General features: G+C 54.7%; 17 protein-coding genes. 5 read left to right on the forward strand and 12 right to left on the reverse strand.

The genetic code is table 11. From position 1 onward, the window contains the following. Positions 1 to 30: 30 nt before the first annotated feature. From LA321_RS14920 to LA321_RS14930, 3 genes are read right to left on the reverse strand one after another with little or no spacing between them, the layout of a single operon-like run. Positions 31 to 1,509, reverse strand: coding sequence for an efflux transporter outer membrane subunit (locus tag LA321_RS14920; RefSeq protein ID WP_042071574.1), 1,479 nt, complete (start codon positions 1,507 to 1,509; stop codon positions 31 to 33). Continuing rightward, a complete protein-coding gene (locus tag LA321_RS14925; protein ID WP_042071571.1) occupies positions 1,502 to 4,588 on the reverse strand; it encodes an efflux RND transporter permease subunit in 3,087 nt (1,028 codons plus the stop codon). Before LA321_RS14925 ends, LA321_RS14920 begins: the two co-directional genes overlap by 8 nt. Then, entirely contained in the window at positions 4,585 to 5,679 is a 1,095-nt protein-coding gene (locus tag LA321_RS14930; protein ID WP_052445733.1) for an efflux RND transporter periplasmic adaptor subunit, read from the reverse strand. The genes LA321_RS14925 and LA321_RS14930 overlap by 4 nt, the downstream gene beginning before the upstream one ends. 163 nt (positions 5,680 to 5,842) lie before the next feature. On the opposite strand from LA321_RS14930, the gene LA321_RS14935 reads away from it, so the two are divergent. Together LA321_RS14935 and LA321_RS14940 are read left to right on the forward strand one after the other, a co-directional pair. Continuing rightward, positions 5,843 to 6,769, forward strand: coding sequence for a LysR family transcriptional regulator (locus LA321_RS14935; RefSeq protein ID WP_042071567.1), 927 nt, complete (start codon positions 5,843 to 5,845; stop codon positions 6,767 to 6,769). 81 nt (positions 6,770 to 6,850) lie between these two features. Further along, entirely contained in the window at positions 6,851 to 7,324 is a 474-nt protein-coding gene (locus LA321_RS14940; RefSeq protein ID WP_042071565.1) for a DUF4442 domain-containing protein, read from the forward strand. A 41-nt stretch (positions 7,325 to 7,365) separates the two neighbouring features. Here the strand turns inward: LA321_RS14940 and ybcJ are convergent, their stop codons facing one another. Further along, positions 7,366 to 7,599 carry a ribosome-associated protein YbcJ gene (gene ybcJ, locus LA321_RS14945; protein ID WP_042071562.1) on the reverse strand — a complete coding sequence of 78 codons (234 nt, stop codon included), beginning with the start codon at positions 7,597 to 7,599 and terminating at the stop codon, positions 7,366 to 7,368. A gap of 240 nt (positions 7,600 to 7,839) precedes the next feature. On the opposite strand from ybcJ, the gene LA321_RS14950 reads away from it, so the two are divergent. The 3 genes from LA321_RS14950 (at position 7,840) to pdxY (ending at position 10,441) form a co-directional block, all read left to right on the forward strand. Continuing rightward, positions 7,840 to 8,406, forward strand: coding sequence for a VC2662 family protein (locus LA321_RS14950; RefSeq protein WP_042071558.1), 567 nt, complete (start codon positions 7,840 to 7,842; stop codon positions 8,404 to 8,406). Between the two features lie 80 nt (positions 8,407 to 8,486). Next, complete coding sequence (locus LA321_RS14955; protein ID WP_042071556.1) at positions 8,487 to 9,251, forward strand: DUF429 domain-containing protein; 765 nt, start codon at positions 8,487 to 8,489, stop codon at positions 9,249 to 9,251. Between the two features lie 326 nt (positions 9,252 to 9,577). After that, positions 9,578 to 10,441: a pyridoxal kinase PdxY gene (gene pdxY / locus LA321_RS14960; RefSeq protein WP_042071554.1), complete on the forward strand. Its 864-nt coding sequence runs from the start codon at positions 9,578 to 9,580 to the stop codon at positions 10,439 to 10,441. Between the two features lie 227 nt (positions 10,442 to 10,668). Here pdxY and LA321_RS14965 read toward each other — a convergent pair whose 3' ends face one another. The 8 genes from LA321_RS14965 to LA321_RS15000 form a co-directional block, all read right to left on the reverse strand. Then, positions 10,669 to 11,676, reverse strand: a complete 1,008-nt coding sequence (locus LA321_RS14965; RefSeq protein WP_042071551.1) for an OmpG porin family protein — start codon at positions 11,674 to 11,676, stop codon at positions 10,669 to 10,671. A 156-nt stretch (positions 11,677 to 11,832) separates the two neighbouring features. Beyond that, positions 11,833 to 12,963 (reverse strand): ABC transporter ATP-binding protein, encoded by a 1,131-nt coding sequence (locus LA321_RS14970; RefSeq protein WP_042071549.1) that lies wholly within the window; start codon positions 12,961 to 12,963, stop codon positions 11,833 to 11,835. Positions 12,964 to 13,003: 40 nt separating this feature from the next. Continuing rightward, entirely contained in the window at positions 13,004 to 13,666 is a 663-nt protein-coding gene (pgmB, locus tag LA321_RS14975) for a beta-phosphoglucomutase (RefSeq protein WP_042071547.1), read from the reverse strand. Beyond that, entirely contained in the window at positions 13,659 to 15,989 is a 2,331-nt protein-coding gene (locus LA321_RS14980) for a glycoside hydrolase family 65 protein (RefSeq protein WP_042071545.1), read from the reverse strand. Before LA321_RS14980 ends, pgmB begins: the two co-directional genes overlap by 8 nt. Before the next feature lie 17 nt (positions 15,990 to 16,006). Next, positions 16,007 to 17,422: a carbohydrate ABC transporter permease gene (locus LA321_RS14985; RefSeq protein ID WP_042071544.1), complete on the reverse strand. Its 1,416-nt coding sequence runs from the start codon at positions 17,420 to 17,422 to the stop codon at positions 16,007 to 16,009. Beyond that, complete coding sequence (locus LA321_RS14990) at positions 17,415 to 18,518, reverse strand: carbohydrate ABC transporter permease (RefSeq protein ID WP_026457641.1); 1,104 nt, start codon at positions 18,516 to 18,518, stop codon at positions 17,415 to 17,417. Before LA321_RS14990 ends, LA321_RS14985 begins: the two co-directional genes overlap by 8 nt. After that, on the reverse strand, positions 18,515 to 19,765 hold the full coding sequence (locus tag LA321_RS14995) for an extracellular solute-binding protein (RefSeq protein WP_042071542.1): 1,251 nt from the start codon (positions 19,763 to 19,765) through the stop codon (positions 18,515 to 18,517). Before LA321_RS14995 ends, LA321_RS14990 begins: the two co-directional genes overlap by 4 nt. Positions 19,766 to 20,197: 432 nt before the next feature. Beyond that, on the reverse strand, positions 20,198 to 21,172 hold the full coding sequence (locus LA321_RS15000) for a LacI family DNA-binding transcriptional regulator (RefSeq protein ID WP_026458561.1): 975 nt from the start codon (positions 21,170 to 21,172) through the stop codon (positions 20,198 to 20,200). Positions 21,173 to 21,190 lie beyond the last annotated feature (18 nt).

The following is a 21,190-nucleotide window of genomic DNA, read 5'->3' on the forward strand; positions in this document are numbered from 1 at the left end:
GGCCGGTGATGTCGTTTTTGTGAGGTGCTTTTATCCCTGACTCGGTGCTGGTTGGGGAACTTCCCAGTCACCTCCCAGGGCCTTGTGCAGCAGGACAACATTGGTGGCGCTGTTAAGCCGTGCCACGATTTCGGCATCCTGCACGCTGTTTTGCTGGCGCTCGGCGTCCAGCACCGAAAGGTGGTTGACCAGACCAGCCCGGTAGAGGGCCTTGGCCTTGGTGAGGGCGGTTTGCGCCTGTTGGTTCGCTTCGCCAAGATGCTTGCTGTATTGCAGGCTGTTGCCGTAGGCGACCAGGGTGGTTTCCACCTCGTTGAAGGCGCTGTTGACCTGGTTCTGATAAGCCAGCGCCGCCTCTTTCAGCCCCGCCTCCTGGATCTTGACCATGGCCTCGCCGCGGCCGCCGTCGAACAGGTTCCACGACACACCGGCGCCAAGGGCCCAGGTGGTCGAGCCCGATTCGAACAGAGAGCTTGTCTCGCCGGAGACCAGACCGGGGGCTCCAGTCAGGAACACCTTGGGATAGCGGTCGGCGATGGCCGCGCCCACTTCCTGATTCTTGGCGGCGATGGCCCGCTCGGCGAGGGCGATGTCGGGTCGACGAGTCAAGAGCGACGCGGGCAGACCGGTTGGCACCAGCGCCTTCATGCTCGGCAGGGGGGCGGGCGAGAAGCGGGCCTGGGTCTGGCTGACGGGTTCCCCCAGCAGCACGGCAAGCCGGCTCAGGTGGACGCTCCTGGCCGTCTCCAGCATGGGGATGCTGGCCCTGGCGGCGGCAAGGCCGGCGCGGGCATTGGCCACATCGAGTTCCGAGCCGTAACCGGTGCGCTGCAATGACTCGACCATGGTCAGCGTCTCCTCTTGTTCGCGCAGGTTCTTGGTGGCGATGGCGATGCGCTCCTCGGCGCCGCGATATTGCAGGTAGTTGCTGATCACATCGGCCGTCATGGCGGTGTTGAGCCCTTGGCGCATGATCTCGGCCTGCTCGGCGCGAATGGCGGCGGCCTGGCTCAGGCTGTCGATGCGACCGAACAGGTCCAGCTCCCAAGCAGCATTGATCCCGACAAAGGTCTCGGTGGGATCGCGGTCGACCAGCTTGGCCGTGCCTCCCCCGAGCGCCGGAGGCAGGGCGATGCCACTCACCGCCTGTCCCATCAGCGCTTCGTTTTCGCTCAGGCGGATGTCGGCATAGCCGACTCCCAGGGTCAGGGTTGGTACCTTGAACGACGCCACGGTGCGCTGGTAGGCCTGGGCCGCCTGAATGCGCTGGCTTGCGATCTTCAATGTGATGTTCTGGCGCTGCGCCCTCGCCACCAGACTGTTGAGCTGGGGGTCGTGGAACTGGGCCCACCAGGTGTGGCCGGGTTCACCCTCGGTTGTGGTGCCCTGGGCTCCCTGATTGAGATAGACGCTGTTGAGGCGGCTCTCGGGGGGCTGGTAATCGGGGGCCATGGCGCAGCCCCCCAGCATGATCAGGGTCGCAATCGCGCCCATGCTGCGCTTATTCATGGCGGTTTTCCTCTTCGGTAATCTGTTTATGGGCTGTGGCTTCAGCTTGTTGCTCCGCCCGGAAGAAGAGCATGTAGAGCGCAGGCATGATGAACAGCGAGAGCGCGGAGGCCGCGACCAGACCGCCGATGATGGTGGCCGCCATCTGATCGAACAGGCTGTCGGTCAGCAGCGGCACCATGCCGAGCACCGTGGTCAGTGCCGCCATGGAGATCGCCATGGTGCGGTTGAGGGTTGCCTCTTTGACCGCCTCGGCGATGGTGCGGCCACTGCGCCGTTCCAGCTCAATCTGATCGAGCAGCACTATGCCGTTTTTGATGATCATGCCCGAGAGGCAGATCATGCCGACGATGGCCATGAAGCCGAATGGCTTGTCAGTGAGCAACAAGGCCCAGATGATGCCAATCGATGCCAGCGGCAGCGTGGTAAAGATGATGATGGGCTGACGATAGGCGTTGAACAGGGCCACCAGTATGATGAGCATCATCACCGCCGCCTTGGGGTTCTGCTCCATCAGATCGTCGATGGAGCGCTTTTCGTCGTAGTACTCGCCGCCCCAGTGCATCTCATAACCGGCGGGCAGTTTGATGGCCTCCAGCTGGGGAGCCAGCTCCTTGCGCACCTCGGAGGCGGTAGTTCCCCCCTTCACGTCGGCCTGCACCGTGATGGCCGGGAGCCGGTTGCGGCGCCAGATCATGCTCTCTTCCCCGGTGATCTCGATGCCGTCGATGACCTGTCCAAGCGGCACGCTGTGCTGGCCGAGGACCGATCGCACCGGCAGGCTCTCCAGGTTTTCCAGGGAACCGTTGGCGCTTCGCAGCTTGATGGGGATCATGTCGTCCTGATGGCGCAGGGTGCCTATCTGTACTCCTTCGGTGGCGCGGCTGATGGCCAGGGCGATGTCGGTTCGGGTGACACCCGCCTGGCGAGCGGCTGCCTGGTTGATGATGGGGGTCATCACCTTGCTCTCCTGACGCCAGTCATCACGGATGTATTTGGTGTCGGGATGGGCCTGCAGGATGGCTTGCGCCTGTGCCGAGAGTTGCTTGAGCACCTTGGGATCCGGCCCTTCAAAGCGGGTCTCGATGCTGAACTTGTCCTTGGTGGCCAGCTTGAGCGGGCGGAATCTGGGTTCGGCATAGGGGAAGCGGCTTGCGAGCCAGGCATCGCCCCGGGCGACCAGCGGTGCTATGTCGTCAAACTGTTTGGTGTTGATCAGGATCTGGCCGTAGCTCTGATCTAGCGGCTCCGGCTCTATGGTCACCGAGAAACGGGGGGCGCTCTCGCCCATGTAGCTGGAGATGCTTGCCACCTCGGGTTGCTGCAACAGCCACTCCTCGATCACCTTCATGTCCTGGGAGACGTTGTCGATGCGACCGCCGCTCGGCAGCCAGTAGTCGAGGAAGACGATGCTGCGATCCGAGCTCGGCATGAAGTTGACCTTGAGCAGGGGCGCGCTCAGCACGGTGAGCAGCAGCAGGGGCAACACCAGGGCAAGGGCGCTCTTGGGGTTCTCCACCGTCCAGTTGACAGCCTGGTGATACAGGCGGGCCGCCTTGCTCTTGGGCGCGCTGCTCTCATCTTGGTCAGATGCCTTGATGAAGGCCCAGCACATCAACGGGGTGACTACCATGGCGACTACCCAGGAGAGCAGCAGGGAGCTGCACAACACCTGGACGATGGAGAGAGAGAACTCCGCCGAGTCAGTCTGGGAGAGCAGCACGGGGGCGGTACCGAGGGAGGCGATCACGGTCGCCCCCAGGAGCGGCAACGCCATCTCCTGTACCGACTCCTTGACGGCGGTGGTGCGTTCTATCCCTTTGCGCAGCTTGGCGGCAAACAGATCCACGATGACGATGGCATTGTCGACCAGCATGCCGAGGGCCAGGATGAAGGAGCCGAGAGAGACGCGCTGCAGATCGACCCCGGTGAGGTTCATGTAGACCAGGGTGAACAGGATGGTCAGCAGCAGGCTGGCCCCGACTATGGTGGCGCTGCGCCAGCCCATGAAGACCAGCAGCACCACCACCACGATGACGATGCTCTCGATCAGGTTGAGCACGAAGTTGTTGATGGACTTCATCACCTCGGTGGGTTGGTAGGCGATGACGCCAACCCCGGTGCCAAGGGGCTGCTCGGCCTCGAATTGCTGCAATACCCGGGTCAGTTCGTCGCCGATGCTGACCACATTGATCCCGTCCTGGGGGCTGACGGCGAGGGTGATGGCCTGCTGGCCGTTGTAGCGACTCTCGGTCAGGGCCGGGCTCTGGTAGGAGAGGTAGACATCGGCCACGTCCCCCAGACGCAAGGTGCCTGTGCCGGCTCCGGGCTGCCCCGTGGTGAGCATCAGGTTGCGGATATCCTCCACGTTACGGTACTGGCCGCTCTGGGCGACGCGCAGGTTCTCGATGCCGAGGTGATAGTCGCCGGTCTGCACCGGGACGTTCTGGCTGTTGAGCTGGGTGACAAGCTCCGCGAGGGAGATGTGGCTCTCGGCCAGGCGCTCATCGGAGACATCGATGTTGACCACCTGCTCGTTGACCCCGTGCAGTTGCACCTTCTTGACCCCGGGCACTGCCTTGATCCTGCGCTGCAGTTCACGGGCCTGATCTTTCAGCTGATGCATGGGAATGTCATCGCCATAGACGGCGAACAGCATGCCATACACCTCGGAGAACTCGTCCTGCACAATGCTGACCTGGGCCTGGACGGGCAGCTCCAGCTTGACGTCCTGGATCTTGCGGCGCAGCAAGTCCCACTGCTGGGGCAGCTCGTCGGTGCCGTATTTCTCCTGCAGATCGACGAAGATCATCGAACTGCCGGGACGGGAGAGGGATCTGAGTTTCCACAGCGACCCCATCTCCTGGATCTTGGTCTCTATCTTGTCGGTGACCAGCTGTTCGACCTCCTGGGCGGTGGCGCCCGGATAGAGGGTGACGACGACGGCGCTCTTTACCGTGAAGGAGGGGTCTTCCAGCTTGCCCAGATCGAAATAGGAGTAGACCCCCGCGATGGCGCAGAGGGTGGCAAAGAAGATGACGAAGGTCTTTTGCCGGATGGCGAACAATGAGAGATTCATGACTGCCCATCCACCTGGTTGATGACGGCGATGGCCTGACCCTCTTTGAGCAGGGCGCTGCCGGCGGTGACGATCTGATTGCCTGCTTTGAGTTCACCCTCCACACAAAGGGTGTCGTGGCGCTGGCTGACGATAGTGACGGGCACGTGGCTCGCCGCCGAGGCCTTGATGGCCACCACCTGGGGTTGCCCACCGAGGCTCTTGATAGCCGTGGCGGGCAGGCAATAGATACGTTCGCTGGCGGGCAGGGCCAGCTCGACGTTGATGGATTTGCCGGGCACCAGCTCGGGCGAGTTATCCAGCAGTTTGAAAGTCACCTTGTAGGTGCGCTTGAGGGGATCCGGCAGGCTGGCGATTTCGGTGCTGACGGCCTTGACGCTGGCCTCCTGGCGATACCAGGTTACATTGGCCTGCATCCCGCTTCTCATCTGGCCAATCTGCTGTTCCGGCACGTCGACCACGGCATCGAGCGCGGTCGGCTGGTGCAGGGAGAAGACAGGCTGGCCCGGCGAGGTCTGCTCGTGCTCCTCGATAAAACGCTGGCCTATGATCCCGTCAAACGGCGCCTTCAACTCGCTGTAGGCGAGAGCGTCTTCGGCTTGCTTGAGGGATTGCTGCAGCATCTGGACCCGGGCATTGGCCTGGTTCTGGGCGCTGGTGGCGCGCTCCAGGTTGATGCTGGCCATGGCCTTGTCCTGCACGGCCTGGCGGGTGCGGCTCAGTTCGACGATTGCCAGCTTGTAGGCGGCTTTCGCCTCGCCAAGCTGGGCTTTAATGGCATCTCGCTGAACCCGGAAATCATGGGGGTCGAGGCGTGCGATCACCTGTCCCTCGCTCACCCTGTCCCCCTCCTTGACCAGGATCTGCTCCAGGGTGCCCGGCACACGAAACGCGAGGCTGGCACTCTGGTGCGACTTGATCTCGCCGCTGAACTTCAGGCTGTAGAGGCTCTTGCTGTCGGAGAGCTGCATGGCATTCACCGGCCGCGGCGGCTTGACCACTTCGGTGGCCGTGTCGGTGCCGCAGCCGGCGAGCAGGCCTCCCAGTATGAGTACCGAGAGGCAAGAAGGGGAAAACAGGGGGTATTGCATGGGGAAAATCCAGTTATTCAGGTGTGATGGATATATGTTATCGAATCCAATTGGTGAGATAATTAGGGTGAAGTTGTCATCACTGTCTCAATTTTCGTGACAATGATGAGATGAAGGACGCAGCCGACATGTTGCGGAGTGGGATGAAGAGGCGGGAGCCGAGATGAAGATCGATGATCTCAAACTGTTTTTGTCAGTGGTGGAGCTGGGGGGCTTTACCAGTGCCGCCGATGCGCTGAATATTCCGCGCTCCAACGTGAGCCGGCGGATAAAGGATCTCGAGGACGAGCTGAATGTGAAGCTGCTGACCCGAACAACCCGCCGGCTGACCATGACCTCGGTGGGGCTGGAGTATTACAACAGTCTGCAAAACATCATTCCCATGCTGGATCACACTCATGAGCAGATCCGGACCCAGAGTCACGAGCCCACCGGCAACATCAAGATTGGCCTGCTCAATGAATCCGACATCTTCATCCACGATCTGCTCAAGCGCTTTTTGGAGAAATACCCCAAGATCAACATAGAGCTGCACCTGAGCAGTGTCGGCTACCGGGATATCTTCAATTACGGCCTGGATGCCAGCATTCATATCGGTGTGGTGAACGATGGCAGCTTCGTCGCCAGGCCCATCATGCCCTTCACCCGCAAGCTCTATGCAACCCCCCACTATATAGAGCGGCACGGCAGGCCCGAGTCCCTCGAGGATCTGCACCAGCACAATGTGCTGACCCTGCGTCTGCCGGATGGCCAGCTGGACAACCGGCTGATCTTCAATCGGGGCGAGGTGGTGATCCACAGCAGGGTGATCTCGAACAGCTCCTATTACATCCGTCATGCGGTCTTTCAGGGGGATGGTATCGGCATCTTGCCGGAGATCATCGTCAAGTCGTTCGTCGAGAGCGGCGAGCTTATCGATCTGCTGCCGGAATATGAAACCACCCTCGACAACATCTGGCTGGTCTATCCCGGCAAGAAGGGGCTCTCCTACGCGGCGCGCCTCTTCATCGACTACATCCTGGCGGAGATGGCGAGCCTGCTGCCCGAGCAGAAGCCGCGGCAGGTGGCGGTGAGAGCGCCCCGCGAATAGCAGGTGGTCGCAGTTGCCTTGAATCCGGCGAGCCATGCTGGCAACATGTTGTTTACATCAACTCATCGGATCAGTTTGCATATGGACTTGCAACGTTTGAAAGCCAACCTGTCGCTGCGGCTGTTTGCCTGGCGCTATATTCCCGTCATCGGATTTTGTGCCCCCGTCATCGAACAGATAGACGCGCGGGCGCTGCGCATTCGTATCCCGCTGGGCTGGCGTACCCGCAATCACCTCGGCAGCATGTATTTCGGGGCGCTCGCGACCGGCGCCGATCTGGTGGGTGGTCTGCTGGTGATGGAGAAGGGGCGGCAGCGGCGCAAGAAGGTGCACTTCGCCTTCAAGGATGTACAGGGGGAGTTTTTGAAGCGCCCGGAAGGGGACGTACAATTTGACTGCGCCGCGGGGGAGGAGATCGATGCCATGATTGACGAGTCGCTGGCGAGTGGTCAGCGCATCAACCGCCCCATCCGGGTGGTGGCCACCTGCCCGTCGCTAAACGGGGATGAGGCGATGGCGCGCTTCGTGCTGACCCTGTCGATCAAGGCCAGCTAAGTTCAAGGAAGAGGGCGCGCCTCTTCCATCAAAGGCGGGGATCAGCCGATTTGCGGGCTCATTCCCTCTTTGACCACCACCTTCATGCCGTTGAAGTTGACCACCTGCTCGGCCACTATCTTGCAGCGCTTGCGGGTTTCAACCTGACCGTCCACTTCCACCAGACCGTCGGCGATCAGCGCCTTGGCGGCGCCGCCGCAATCGGCCCAGCCCTGATGCTTGATCAGATCACACAAGGCAACGAAGGGGTGACCTTCGAGCAGAAACGTTTCCATGGGAAATCCTCTAGATGGATGAATGCCGAAACAGCAGGGCGGCCATTTTAGGCAGTTCAGGCAGGCAAGGAAAGGGAAGGGCGGCCTCACGATGGAAAAAGTGGCCTCAAATATGTGGTCCTGCTCATGGAAGCGCGCCTGATCGGACGCAAGGTGACGCAACCCGTCAGACCCGGTATGCGCTGATTTGTGCTTGTTGTTAGGATCCTCACACTATTCAAATGACTCAAGGAACGTCCCATGACTTTCTCTTCCCGCGTGTTGCTCGCCTGTGGTGCACTGACCCTGTGTGGCGTGGCCCAGGCCAGTACGCCGGTGCAATTTTCCCTGCCCGGCGTCAATCTGCCTGCGTCCCATCAGGTGGAAGGGGGGAGAGCCTCTTTTCTCTATGGCCGAACCGGGCAGGTGAAGGGGATCGACCTGCCGATCTTCGCCCTCTCCGACGTGGATCAGTTTACCGGTTTGCAGCTCGGGGTCTTTCTCGGGGCCGGGCGGGTACGCCACCAGTTTGGCGGGGTGGCCATCAACGCGGTCAACTGGCATGACGGGCAGGATACCGGCGTCAACCTGGGGTTCGTCAACCTGACCAACAATGTGAAGGGGCTCAACTGGGGGGGAGTCAACATAGCCCGGGGCAATGCGCTGGCCAACGTCGGCTTCATCAACTATGCCGAACGTACTACCTTCCAGATTGGCTTTGTCAATGCGACCAAGCATCTGGATGGGTTGCAGATTGGGCTGGCCAACTATGCCGAGAACGGCGTATTCCCCATTCTGCCGCTGGTGAATTTCCGGAAATCCTTCTGACGGCACAATCCGTTTTGCGTTAAGGGCCTGCGCTGATTACCCTGTGCCCCTTGAACCCGCGACAGGTGAAGAGGTAACAGATGACGGCAGGGCAGATGAACGCAATCGGAATTGGCTGGGATGTGCGCGGTTGGCAGGGCAGTGCCCAGGCGGTCGCCGTGGTGGGATGGCAGTCGCAAAGCGACACCCTGCACTGGCTGGGGGTTTCGCCGCTGTTTCGTTTGAGCTCGCGGGTGGCGCCGGATCTTGCTTCCTTGCTGCGTCCGGCCCTGCAAAACGAGCTGACCCTGATGCAGGTGGAGGCCTGTTCGCACCTAGCCCTTGGCATCGATGCGCCGCTCGCCTTCCCGCGTGCGCTGGGAGATCTGCTTGCCGGCAAGGCGCTCTCCTGCGCCGTGCCGGAGCGGGAAATAGACAACCCCTACGCCTATCGCGACTGCGAGCGCTGGCTGCACCAGCTGTATGGCAAGAAGCCCCTCTCGGCCACCTTCGACCGCCTGGGCAACAACGCGACCCTGGCCCTCTCCATGCTTCCCCACCTCGCGGATCTGCAACTGGTTCCCAAGGTGCAGGAGCGGGCCGAGCGCGCCGTGCTGGAAGTCTATCCGGCTCTGGCCAAACAGGGAGGAAAGGCCTCGGCAGCGCGCCCCGAACTGGCCGCCTTGCTGCCAGAGGGGGTGGTAGCAGGCACAGATCGTTACGACGCCGCCCTGTGCGCCCTGATGGCGCTGCAATATGCCGCCGCTGGCAGGGTGAGCCAATTGCCACCTCTGGTGATGCCACCCGCCGGGATGGCCCGCGACGAAGGCTGGGTCTATCACTTCAACACATCCTGCGCCTCATAGCGGGCAGGCTCTGATCCGCCCCGTTTTGGTGGGGAGGGCAAGTGCGCACCAGCTGGCATCATGCTGGCAGACAACGTTGACCGGACCGTTGAAATTCAGTGGCGATATTTTGCTCGTATATGCCATCAAACAAGAGATGACATTCCCCATATCAATGCCTGTTAACACGAGGCAGCGTTACAGAATGTCGCTTAGCAAGTGCTAAATTGGTCAATTCGTCTGCAGTTGACGATTTTTCTTGTTGTTCGTGCCAGAGAGTGGTGGTGCGTCACTCTCTTCATCCGATATATTGCTTTTTCTCCTGACTCTTCTGTGTGGTGGTGTCGATGAAACGCATTCTCTCAATCCAGTCCCATGTGGTGTTTGGCTGTGCCGGCAACAGCGCCGCCGTGTTTCCCATGCGTCGTCTTGGCATGGAGGTGTGGCCCATCAACACGGTGCAATTTTCCAACCACACCCAATATGCCCAGGGGTGGCAGGGGATGGCGATGCCTGCCGGCCATATCAGCGCCCTGATCGAGGGGCTTGGCAATATCGAGGTGCTAAGCCACTGCGACGCCGTGCTGAGCGGCTATCTGGGATCGGCCGAGCAGGGGGATGAGATCCTGACAGTGGTTCGGGCCGTCAAAGCCGCCAATCCAAATGCCATCTATTTCTGCGATCCAGTGATGGGCCATCCGGAGAAGGGATGTATTGTTGCCCCCGGTGTTACCCGTTTTCTCACCGAACAGGCATTGCCGGTCGCCGACATCATGGCCCCCAATCTGCTGGAGCTGGAGACCCTGTGCGACACCCATCTGACGGATCTGGCCCAGACCCGTGCCGCCGCCCATCGGTTGCTGGCCCGGGGCGTGAACATGGTGCTGGTCAAGCATCTGGGACGGGCAGCCCAAGACCCCGGCCGCTTCGAGATGCTGCTGGCCACTCCCGAGGGGGATTACCTCATCGCCCGTCCGCTCTATGAGTTTGCCCGCCAGCCGGTCGGCGTCGGCGATCTTATCAGTGCCCTGATGCTGGCCAATCTGCAGGCAGGGTTTGATGCGGTGAGTGCCTTTGAACGTACCAATGCGGCGGTGGATCGGGTGCTGCAGGATACCTGGCGGGCCGATGCCTATGAGCTGCAACTCATTGCGGCGCAAGGCGCCTTTGCCGATCCGGTTATCCAGGCCCGTGCCGAACGACTGGCGTAAAGAAGAGTGTTGGGATGGCGGTGAGGCCTGTGTGAGCGCAGTGACCTGGGCTCGGATAATCAAGTCACTTAACTGGACAGGCATGCCGCCTTCTCAAGACAGTGCATCCCCCTGATGGGGCAAGCAGCTTTTTGGCGCGTAGTGGGTAGCGATACTCATCAGGCGAGAAGCTGGGGAAACTCGTCATTTGGATCAATCAGTCAATTTGTGCGGCTGCCAGCTTGAATTTAGAAGTTGTAATTGACACCCATGATCAACAACGGGATATAACCACCGAAACGCCGGTTGTCACCATAATTATCAAAAGAGATATTCTTGTAGCTAAATTCACCAAATAAGCTCCAATTTCTATTTAACTTTAGATTGGTTGATAAACCATACTTGGCATATTTTTCACGCCATATTTTATTACCGTTTGTATTATTGTCCTTTTTAAATTCACCAAACTCTCCCCATAATGAAGCGCTCAATTCCCCCCAGTTATAAAATACACCTGGTTTAATAAACCACTCTGTTTCATTTTCCTGTTCCTGGTCACCAGCCTTTGGTGACCATAATCCCTCTTGATAGCGAAAATTAAGCCATATGCCACTGCGCTCTGATAGTTTATAGGCAAGGCCTGGTTCAATTTCCCAGTAAGAAAAGTCACCGGTATTTCGCTTATACTGAATTTGATAAAGCCCATAACCATTAAAAGTAATATTATCACTAATGTTATAACCACCGAAAATTTTAACCTCTGGCATTGTTCGTTTGTCCAGACTCTCTTGTGCTAATTTCACTCCCCAGCCATAATAGCCATCATCTGTGTTATAAGCACGATTGGCGTAAATTTCATTAATAGAATTAACACCACGGTTATAATCTGCATGCGTTAGGGGACCACTATATAGCTCTTCTCGGCCAGAATAAAATCCTACATCCCAACCAGGCAGATCATCATGACGGAAATTACCTTGGGCTAACGTTATTTTGACTTTTCCTTCGGTAACGCCATCCTCTCGCTCTATATGTTCCACCTCAACGTTGGAGCCAAGCGAACCGTGGAAGCTGGAATCGGATTCTGGTTTTTCTCCCAAGGCAGACATTAACTCGGCAATGGAGTATTCACGTTTGAGCGCTTCTATTTGAGCTTTTAATTTGTTATCTCGTATAGTTTTATCAGTACCCGCTATCGCTTGGTTATAAAATAGTAAGACAGTAATGCCAAAAATAGCATAAGCGAAATAATTCATCGATTTGCTCCTGAGTATCAAACTAGCCTGAACGACGTTTTTTAAGTATTAATTTCATTCGTGTGTCAATATGCAAGTTGTGGTAAAAACAACGTGGCCTGTAATAATAGGTTATGCCAGATTATTTAATCTGGAGGATAACTGAATAACCAAGAATCAACTCATACTCGCCCCCGGCGTGATCGGCTGTGTCATGCTCAGGCATCTTTTAAATGCGATACCTTTATTATTGAATAAATGACATTTTGCTGCAGAGATTTGAACTTTCAGGTTCTGATTGACTGAATGTTGAACGGTACCAGGCACACGGATCAGCAGTTTATGATCACTCCTTTCCAAGCGGGTATAAATCAGTGACTCTGTTCCCAGTCGCTCTATACCTTCAATCATGGTAGTCACCCCGTGATCATCAATATGAACATCCTCCGGGCGAATTCCCAATGTCATCATGGCCCCTGTAGTAGCAGTGGATAATCCAAGGTCTACATCAACGTCGAATGAATGATTACCTACCACAACGCTAGTTTTACCGGGTCGGGTCGCTTTGAGAGTTGCTGGCAATAAATTCATTTTTGGTGAGCCAATAAACCCAGCCACAAATAATGTCTGTGGGAAATAGTAAATATCCAATGGTGAGCCGACTTGCTCAATCACTCCTTCATTCAGTACCACTATTCTATCTGCCAGTGTCATCGCCTCGACTTGGTCGTGGGTAACATAAATAATGGTTGAATTGAGTTTTTTATGATATTCGGACAACTGTCGCCGCATCCGTACTCGCAGTGATGCATCAAGATTGGACAAAGGCTCATCTAATAAAAAGAGTCTGGGGTCCCGGGCAATTGCCCGACCAATGGCAACTCGTTGACGTTGTCCACCCGATAATTGGCTGGGCCGCTGTTTGAGCAAACTGCTGAGCTCCAGCATATCGGCAACACGCTTGACTCGGGTTTGAATCTGCTCACGGCTGCTCTTTGCCATTCTTAGACCAAAGGCAATATTTTCATAAACTGTCATATGAGGGTAGAGCGCATAGGATTGGAAAACCATGCCAATGCCACGAGCAGTGGGTGACAGATCATTGATTGTTGCTCCATCAAGGCTCATATGTCCGGAACTTATCTCATCCAGCCCGGCAATCATGCGTAGCATGGTTGATTTGCCACAGCCAGAAGGACCAACAAATACAGTGAATTGACCCTCTTCGATAGTCAGATTTGCATCCTTGATGACATGGGTGCCGTCAGGATAAATCTTATTGATATTGCTTAGTTCCAGCTTGGCCATATCTTTATCCTTATGGTTATCGACTGCATGAACGGTTGAATTATCCCGGCATCATATTTGGCTCCGCGTTTTCGAGCACAGTGGTAAGGTCAAATGTTGCTGTGTCATTAAAATGCCAGTCGGCTTGGCCAACTCGCGCACTCGGACCTATCCCCACAACCTGCATACCGGCAGCTCTGGCTGCATGAATACCAGCCTCGGCATCTTCCATAACAATGCAATCACAGGTATTGACTCTCAATTGTCCAGCCGCATAAATAAAAATGTCTGGCTCTGGTTTGCTGCGAACTACAGACCAACCGTCACAAATAGCATCGAATAGCGGAATGAGGCCCAACTGATATAGAACGTAGCGCGCATTCTTGCTCGCGGAAGCCACTGCGACTTTAATTCCTCGTGCGTTTAGTTCCAGCAATAACGAACGAATACCTGGTAAAATGTCTTTTTCAGAAAGACTTTCCAACTGCTCCAGGTAATATTTATTCTTGCGAGCCATCAAAACGGTTGTCTGTATTTCAGAGAGTTTGGTACCAGCCAGAATAATGGATAGCGATGTTCGGCGAGAAACGCCCCGCAGTTGCTCATTGATCTTGCGATCGAAGTAATAACCCTCTTCATTTGCCATACGCAACCAAGCTTGAAAGTGCAATTCAGCCGTATCGGTGATGACGCCATCCAGATCAAAAATAAATGCCTTACACATGGAATATTACCTCAGTGCTGTCAATAGTGCGGTCTTGACCGGCTATTTCAATGGAGAGGGACTTGCCGGGTTGGCGGTGAATAGAGACAGTTTCATGATCCACGCTTATTTCCAAACGTTGACCTTTATAAAACAGCGGGAAGTTAATTTGTTGCCACTCTCTGGGTAAATTTGGTTTGATGCACAACTTGTCATCCAGCAAACGGACTCCGCCAAAACCGAGTACTACGCATTGCCAGGTTCCCCCCATGGAAGCAGCATGAATACCGTGATCGGAACTTTTCATGTTTTGGCCAAGATCAATGGTAGCCGCCTGGCGAAACAGTTGGTAGGCGTATTCTGTGTGACCCATGTCGGCAGCCAGTACGCAATGGGTTGAGAGGCTCAGGGAAGAGTCATGCAGGGTCTTTGGTTCATAATAATTCCAGTTGGCCAATTTGGTTTCCAGGTCAAACATGGATCCCTGCAGGAAAAACAGCATCATGATGTCGGCCTGCTTGGAAACTTGGATCTGGTTCACTTGATCCAGGTTATAGTCCTGAAAAAGGCCTCCGACAAATGGCTGTTGCTTGTATTTGGTCAGATCGATGATCGCTTTTTGCAGGTAGGTATCATCTTGCGCAATGACCTTGTCTTCCATTCGTGGTTGGGGAAGATAGATATTATCGACTCGTTTTCGCCAAAGAGTAGGGTCGAGAGTCAGATTGGCATTGAGCTTGGCCAGCAGCACTGGGTTATCCATTGACAGTGTATCGTAGCAGCGGATTGCCAATCGGATATTCTCTGCCGCCATATAATTGGTAAATGCATTATTATCAACATGCTCTTTGTACTCATCCGGCCCGATGACGTTACAGATGCCCCACATATTGCGATCTTCTAGCCAGTCGAGGCGGCTGCACCAGAAAGTAGCTGTATCGAATATAATTTCATAACCCATCTCATCCATGAATAGCTGATCGCCGGAGAGCTGGTAATATTGCCATACGGCATTGGCGATATCACAGGTGATATGTTGTTCAATAAATCCAGACCATATTTTGGTGGATTGACCCGTTATTATGTCTACCGCCCCCCATATAGGAGTGACCTCCTCACCCGTCAGGGCTGATTCCCACGGGAACTGCACGCCCAGATAGCCATTGGCGCGGGCTTTTTTACGCCCCTCAGGCAGTGTTCGGTAGCGATACGTCAGTAGACCACGGGCAACGTCGGGCATGGTGTAGGTGAAAAATGGCAGCATAAACACTTCTGTATCCCAGAAAGTGTGCCCCTTGTACCCCTCACCAGAGAGCCCCTTGGCCCCTATGCTGAAACGGGTGTCATGCATCGGGCAGAAGATGTTTAGCTGATACAGGGCAAAGCGTATCGACAGTTGGTCAACATCAGGTCCGATAATGGTGATATCCATGTTGTTCCAGCGTTTTGCCCATTCGTTCGCACTGGCCGCGAGCAGGACATCGAAGCGCTGTTTCGCGCACGTTTTGAGGTGGGCCAAGGTGTGATCGCGCAGGGCTTGCAGCTTATAACCTGGCGTATCGAACTCCTTGTCACGGGAGGTGTGCACAACCCCCAGCTTGTCGAGGCCAAAGGTGTCACCCGCCTTTAACTCGCATCTGATGCCGGTCCACACCTTGCGGCGTGCCATGACGAGTGTTGGAGTCAGCTCAACCTCATGACCGTTGAGTTCATAGCGATGAGTAGTGACAAACACAAAGTCGATGCCGCTTTCGGTGGTGCGTTGCAGCAGTTCGACATAGCGTTTGTCATGGAAGCGCTTTTCGCCTTCATGGAAGTGTTGTGCCCCCGAGTTGGTGAGCTGGGCATCAATCCCTGAATGGATTTCCACCTCGGCGTCGCTATCGATGGCCTCAATGTGTACGGAGAATGCCATCAGATGCAGATCCGCCATGGAGATAAAGCGACGAAAACACAGGTGAAAGCGCTTTTTGCCCGGGCTGGTCCAGGTAAAGTCACGAATGAGTTCACCATTTTTCATATTGAGGCGTCGGGAGTAATTAGCAACCTTGCCTTGTTCAAGATGAAATCGCTCACCATCGATAAATATTTCGATGGCACTCATATCGGCGGCATTTGGCAGTTCGGTAACTTCTGCTTGGTCAAATTTGTTGAAGGTGCCTGCAACAAAGAAATTGCGCGTCTGGCCGACATACTTTTCTTCTGTGGCACTGCGTGCGCTCATATAGCCATTACCCTGGCTCATGACCACTTCGCATTTCCCCTGATAAGCGGGCTTGAACTGTGTCTCTTCAATAACCCAATTTTTCAGTTCTGCTTGCCCGGCATCGTAGCGCATGAACATGATGGAGAACCCTCATCCTAACCTTTTACTGCGGAAGACATTGCGTTGCCGACGAAGTGACGCTGAAAAATGATAAACACGACCAATATGGGAATAGTTGAGAGAAATGCTCCCGCAAGAATGGATTCCCAATCACCCACTGCACCATAGGAGTTGCGCAGGCTGAGCAAACCAACGGGAAGGGTAAAGGCTTCTGGCGGACTGTTAATCACGACCAGGGGCCAGAAAAAATCATTCCATGCCCCTTGGAATCCTAAAATGGTGACGGCCAATATGGCTGGTTTTGCGAGCGGGATAAAAATTTTCCACAAGATAATAAAGGGACTCGCACCATCAATAATTGCGGCCTCTTCAAGCTCTTTTGGAATACTTTCAAAAAACTGTTTCATTATCAGCACCTGCACAGATGCCACCACTGCCGTGATGACAGCCCATGGGGTGTTGAGCAAGCCTATATTGTTGTAAATCAAGTAGTTGGAAATGAAGGTAACCTGCCCAGGGAGCATGGTGCTTAATAACATGAAGGCGAATATGGCGCGCGCCCCGGTGAATTTGAGACGTGCCAGGGCATAACCCGCAGTGCAGGCAAAAAACAGGGTCAACAGCACTTTCCCGAACGCAATCAGGAATGAGTTGAGGGTCCAGCTCATAAACAGACTCTTGCCGGTGTCAAGGCTCACAGATTCAGTGATGACCCGCACATAAGAGCGAAATACATAGCCAATCACGCCGGGAGCCACATTATCCCAGACCGCGATCCGCCCGCGACGTTCCATGCGGCTCGGAGCCAGGGTGCTGTCGATCAACACCTGAGAAACTGGGGCTCTGATATTCAGGGGGAGGGTAGCTATCTCGGGACCATGACCCCGATATTTGATAGTGAACGCCCAAGTCTTGCTATTGCCCTCTGTACTGGTCTCTATTTGGCCGCGGCGCTGGATAAATTTGACTCGGCGTTGGGTGTCTATCAGTTGTGGCGAACTGACGATGGCATAGTCGGCGGCAAAATCTTTGGCTGTCACGGCAGCCATGCCGGCGCCAGGGCGGCGGCGTGGTACTTCGATTTGAGGTTCCGTTAACGGTGTCCCGATTTTGGCGGCATAGGTCACGGTGAACTTGATGTCGGCGCCAGGAGCAAAGCCACCAAAGAAGGGTGCCTGGGCCCCATCTCTTCCCAATTGATAAGCGGCCACCCAGTTAGCGGGCTGGACTTGGGCAAAGTTGAAGTGAAATGGCTGCTCCAGCGAATCATCTTTGAGGCTGGCGAGGAAGGCCACCACGAAGGTTCCCAACATCAAGGTCGCGACCATCAACAGGATCCCATAGACCCAAGCGACCTTGGCCCAACGACGTCGGGCATGAAATTGGGCAATCTGCGCCCTGTTGGCGGCATCGATTCTGTCGTTGTTTTGTGCCATATCCCAATCAGGCATTTACCTTCTCCTTTACACCGAAGGTCTTTTGCAAATAGACCACGACCAGTGTCAGCAGCGCCAATACCGTGGCGGCAGCGCTGGCCATGCCGATTTGCGGTGTCTCCCCCGGCGGGAAGGTATTGTGATAGACGTAATAGGCCATGGTGATCCGCGATTCGAGGGGGGCAATGGGGGCAGAGGTACCCATCAGTGCTACTTGATCAAACATCTGCAAGGTACCGATGATACTGAAGGTGATGACCACGAAAGTCACAGGTGCTATTTGTGGAATCGTGATGTACCAATGCTGTTGAAATTTATTGGCACCATCGATATAGGCTGCTTCATATAATTCGTCAGGAATGCCTTGCAGCCCGGCAAGAAATAGCAACATGAAAGTGGGGATAGTCGTGTAGATATTTTGGATGACAATCGCCCACAAGGTCAGCGGCATTGGTCCGATTTTTTCATGAGTGTTCAGCCAGTTTATTTCAATAATCTGTTTTGTTTCACTAATGAGGCCAAAGCCAGCGAGGGTTAATGTAACCATAGCCGCAATGAGGCAGGCTAAAAAAGCCCACGCAGGTTCACATATACCGGCGGGTAAGCCACGTCTGCGATCACGCATTACCAGCATCAACTGAATAATGAACGCACAGAGGAGGAAGGTCACTATGTATGGGGCATAGCTGAAGATGTCACTGATAAGTCCGTTGAGAAAACCTTTCTTTTGATATATCCAGATGAAAATAATAGTGACAGCCGCGCTTGATAATACGCAGGGTAAATAGAAGGCGACCTTGAAAAAGCTTTGTCCATGAACCTTGTTGTTCACCAAAATGGCAAGAGACAATGCAAGCACTGTTTGTACAACAGTAACAAATAATGAAAACCAGATTGTATTTGATAGCGCGGTTAAAAATAGATTATCACTCAATAGATTTTTGAAGTTGGCAAGTCCAACCAAGACTGCTTCATTGAACAAGTCATATTCGGTGAAGCTGAAATAGAGGGTGCGAATGAGCGCGTATAAAAAGAAAATGACCAGTGTCAGCAAGAAAGGCCCTATCAGAAGCCATCCATAGATCTGTTGATTCCGTTTGAGCGAATTCACTTCATGCTCCTTTTTTCAGCCATCGCATCGTATTTTTGTTGGGCGATTTTAATCGCCTGCGCTGGCTCCATCGGACCTAACAGCACGGCCGTCAGCGCTTCATTGATGGGTGTTGACCACGCCAAACCATACTCATCGAAGGCGTAAGGCTCTATATGACCGCGACTGGCACCATCAAAGATTTTTTTGGCGAGTTGATTGGATGGGTCGGTTTTGGAGAAATAAGGCGAGTTGGCCAGACCTTGACGGCTTGGTAGGGCCAGACCTGAATCCAGGACCCACTCCTGGGCCTTTTTACTGGTCAGGATTTGCACCGCTTTTTCAGTTGCCGCCATGTTTTTGCTGTTGGCATTGAGCCCCCAGGCGACGCTAAAGAGCAGATTGCCGCGCTGACCTGAGACCGGGTCTTTTGGCATCAGGGTGGTGCCATAGAGGAGGTTGTTCGCATTGTCACGGAGATAACCACTGATCCAGTTGCCTTCAAAGGTAATGGCCGTTTTTTCAGTAGCGAAACAGCCACCGCTCCAGATTTGCCCCAGGTCGGTTGATAAAATACCAACCTTATCTTTGGTTACCAAACCAGTATAAAACGTAAAGGCCCGTTCGAAATTGGCATCCAGAATGGTTTTGCCTTTTTCATTGAAAGGTTTCCAACCTGTTGCCAAGGCAAAAGGGGCGAAGCGGTTGTAATCAGGAATAATACAGATGCCTGATACTTCTGTTCCTAGTGCTGCCTGGACGGCAAGTAATTTTTCACGTAACTGATCCCAATTATCGTCATCCGTGGGATAGGCTACTTTGGCATCATCAAAGACATCTTTGTTGTATAGCAAGGCAAGGGTGTTGAAGTCTTTGGCGATACCGTACAGTTTCCCTGCGCTGAAGGCCTGGTTCAAGTTTGGAATAATAGACTCGGACAGTATTTTTAGTGAGGGGCCGATTGCAGCGACCTTGCCAGAATTGATCAGTGGCGTGGCAAATACCGTATCAATATAAAATGCATCCGGTGCTGTATTGGCCGATAGTGAGTTGATAATATACTGGGAGAAGTCGCCTTCAATAGGCAGATATTTGACCGTGATACCTGCGCGTTTGAGTTCATCGACCATGACTTCACTGACTAATTTGTTGACAACCACGACATCGTTACCACCCCATCCGGCAATGGTCACCTCAGTGGTATTTGCCGATATTGGCAAGGCGGTCCAGCATGATAGTAACAGCAACCCCAACGTTGACTTGTTCATTCTCATCGCCTCCCCGAGTTGAAAAATTGAGAAACATAGTCGAGAAACAGGTCATGACGTAAAAATCTCCTTTTATTACGTCAACGATGCCAGCAGGGAGATGGTTTTTACCTTGTCAGGATCCCATAAAATTTATTTTCGTTTTTTTACGCAAAAATATGCGACGCCAATCACTCTAAAATGCGATTCATGCCGTTTTCGTCCCTGCCGATGAGGTTATGCATGGCAGTCTTGCTGGTGAGTGAGAGTTCACTCGGCCATCCAGAGAAATATGGCGGCAAGCCGGTAACAAGTCGGTAGGAAGAGGACGGGATTGCTCCAGTGATCCGTATCTGCAACGGAGTGGATGAGCAAGGTGAATGGCGTGAAGCCAGCTTGCTTCAGATGCAGCAGAGATCAGAGCCGGGGGACGCGCTGGGCTCAGCCTAGTGACTAGCTGGTTTGTCCCTGTTTGAAGGTGACGGATACCAGGGCGCCAACCGGCGGTTCCCCTGCAATGGCCAAATCGATGAGTGCCGCCGTCCGCTCAGCCAGTTTGGTCATATCCTGCTCAATGGTCGTCAGTTCGTCAGCCAGTCCAGGTAAACCATCATAACCAACCACGGCAAACTGCTTTGGCACCTCATACCCGCGATCTTGCAAGGCGGTGATCACGCCGATCGCAGTCTCATCGCAGGCACAGACAAACCCCTGATATGCTTCCAATTGTGTGGTTGGCAGTTGCATGAAGTGGCGATAGGCCGCGATGTCCACGACAGGGAGTGCGCCAGTACACAACTCGCGGATCGGCAATTCATGGCCAGCCATCACGGAGAGGTAGCCCTGATATCGGAGTTGATAGCCGCCACCACAGGTTGTCGGTGTGACAAAGCCAATGTGCGTAAGACCTTTGCCTATGAGGTGCGAAGTGGCGGCGCGACTGCCATGAAAGTCATCGGGGGCCACCCAAAATGAGCCTTCTGACATGCCGATGCAGACATAGGGCTGGTGATGTCGGCGGCAAGCCGAGATGCGAGGGTCACAAGGGGTGATACCGAGCAAGACCACCACATCCACTTCGGGAAGGTTTTCCCCCTCAAAGTTGATTGGTACCAGACGGTATTTGAGGTGATCGATGGCAGTGGCAAGTGCCGGCCAGAGCATTCCCAGATAGCGAGAGGACTTGGCCTCATGGGGACCAAGCGAGAGTGCAATGCTCATCAAGGGGATATTGGTTGGCGCCTTTTTGCTCGGCGGGTGCAATCCCAGCTCCCGGCATACCGCCAGTACCTTCTGGCGGTTTTCTGCGCTGATCCCGGGTTTGTTGTTCAGTGCCCGACTGATGGTTGCGATCGATACGCCAGCCACCTTGGCCACATCATGCAATGTGGTTTTTTTCGGCTTCACGTCATCGCTATGTTTGGCCAACGCTCCCCCCTCATCAGA

The sequence above is a fragment of the Aeromonas enteropelogenes genome, assembly GCF_020097295.1.
Lineage (GTDB): Bacteria > Pseudomonadota > Gammaproteobacteria > Enterobacterales > Aeromonadaceae > Aeromonas > Aeromonas enteropelogenes.

Excerpts from the sequence above, each read along its gene's own strand:
- pgmB (WP_042071547.1), bottom strand. The coding sequence starts at position 13,666 with ATGTGTAAGGCATTTATTTTTGATCTGGATGGCGTCATCACCGATACG.
- ybcJ (WP_042071562.1), bottom strand. The coding sequence starts at position 7,599 with ATGGAAACGTTTCTGCTCGAAGGTCACCCCTTCGTTGCCTTGTGTGAT.
- LA321_RS14965 (WP_042071551.1), bottom strand. The coding sequence starts at position 11,676 with ATGAATTATTTCGCTTATGCTATTTTTGGCATTACTGTCTTACTATTT.
- LA321_RS14980 (WP_042071545.1), bottom strand. The coding sequence starts at position 15,989 with ATGTTCATGCGCTACGATGCCGGGCAAGCAGAACTGAAAAATTGGGTT.
- LA321_RS14935 (WP_042071567.1), top strand. The coding sequence starts at position 5,843 with ATGAAGATCGATGATCTCAAACTGTTTTTGTCAGTGGTGGAGCTGGGG.
- LA321_RS14920 (WP_042071574.1), bottom strand. The coding sequence starts at position 1,509 with ATGAATAAGCGCAGCATGGGCGCGATTGCGACCCTGATCATGCTGGGG.
- LA321_RS14995 (WP_042071542.1), bottom strand. The coding sequence starts at position 19,765 with ATGAACAAGTCAACGTTGGGGTTGCTGTTACTATCATGCTGGACCGCC.
- LA321_RS14940 (WP_042071565.1), top strand. The coding sequence starts at position 6,851 with ATGGACTTGCAACGTTTGAAAGCCAACCTGTCGCTGCGGCTGTTTGCC.
- LA321_RS14955 (WP_042071556.1), top strand. The coding sequence starts at position 8,487 with ATGACGGCAGGGCAGATGAACGCAATCGGAATTGGCTGGGATGTGCGC.
- LA321_RS14930 (WP_052445733.1), bottom strand. The coding sequence starts at position 5,679 with ATGCAATACCCCCTGTTTTCCCCTTCTTGCCTCTCGGTACTCATACTG.
- LA321_RS14970 (WP_042071549.1), bottom strand. The coding sequence starts at position 12,963 with ATGGCCAAGCTGGAACTAAGCAATATCAATAAGATTTATCCTGACGGC.
- LA321_RS14925 (WP_042071571.1), bottom strand. The coding sequence starts at position 4,588 with ATGAATCTCTCATTGTTCGCCATCCGGCAAAAGACCTTCGTCATCTTC.
- pdxY (WP_042071554.1), top strand. The coding sequence starts at position 9,578 with ATGAAACGCATTCTCTCAATCCAGTCCCATGTGGTGTTTGGCTGTGCC.
- LA321_RS14950 (WP_042071558.1), top strand. The coding sequence starts at position 7,840 with ATGACTTTCTCTTCCCGCGTGTTGCTCGCCTGTGGTGCACTGACCCTG.
- LA321_RS14985 (WP_042071544.1), bottom strand. The coding sequence starts at position 17,422 with ATGCCTGATTGGGATATGGCACAAAACAACGACAGAATCGATGCCGCC.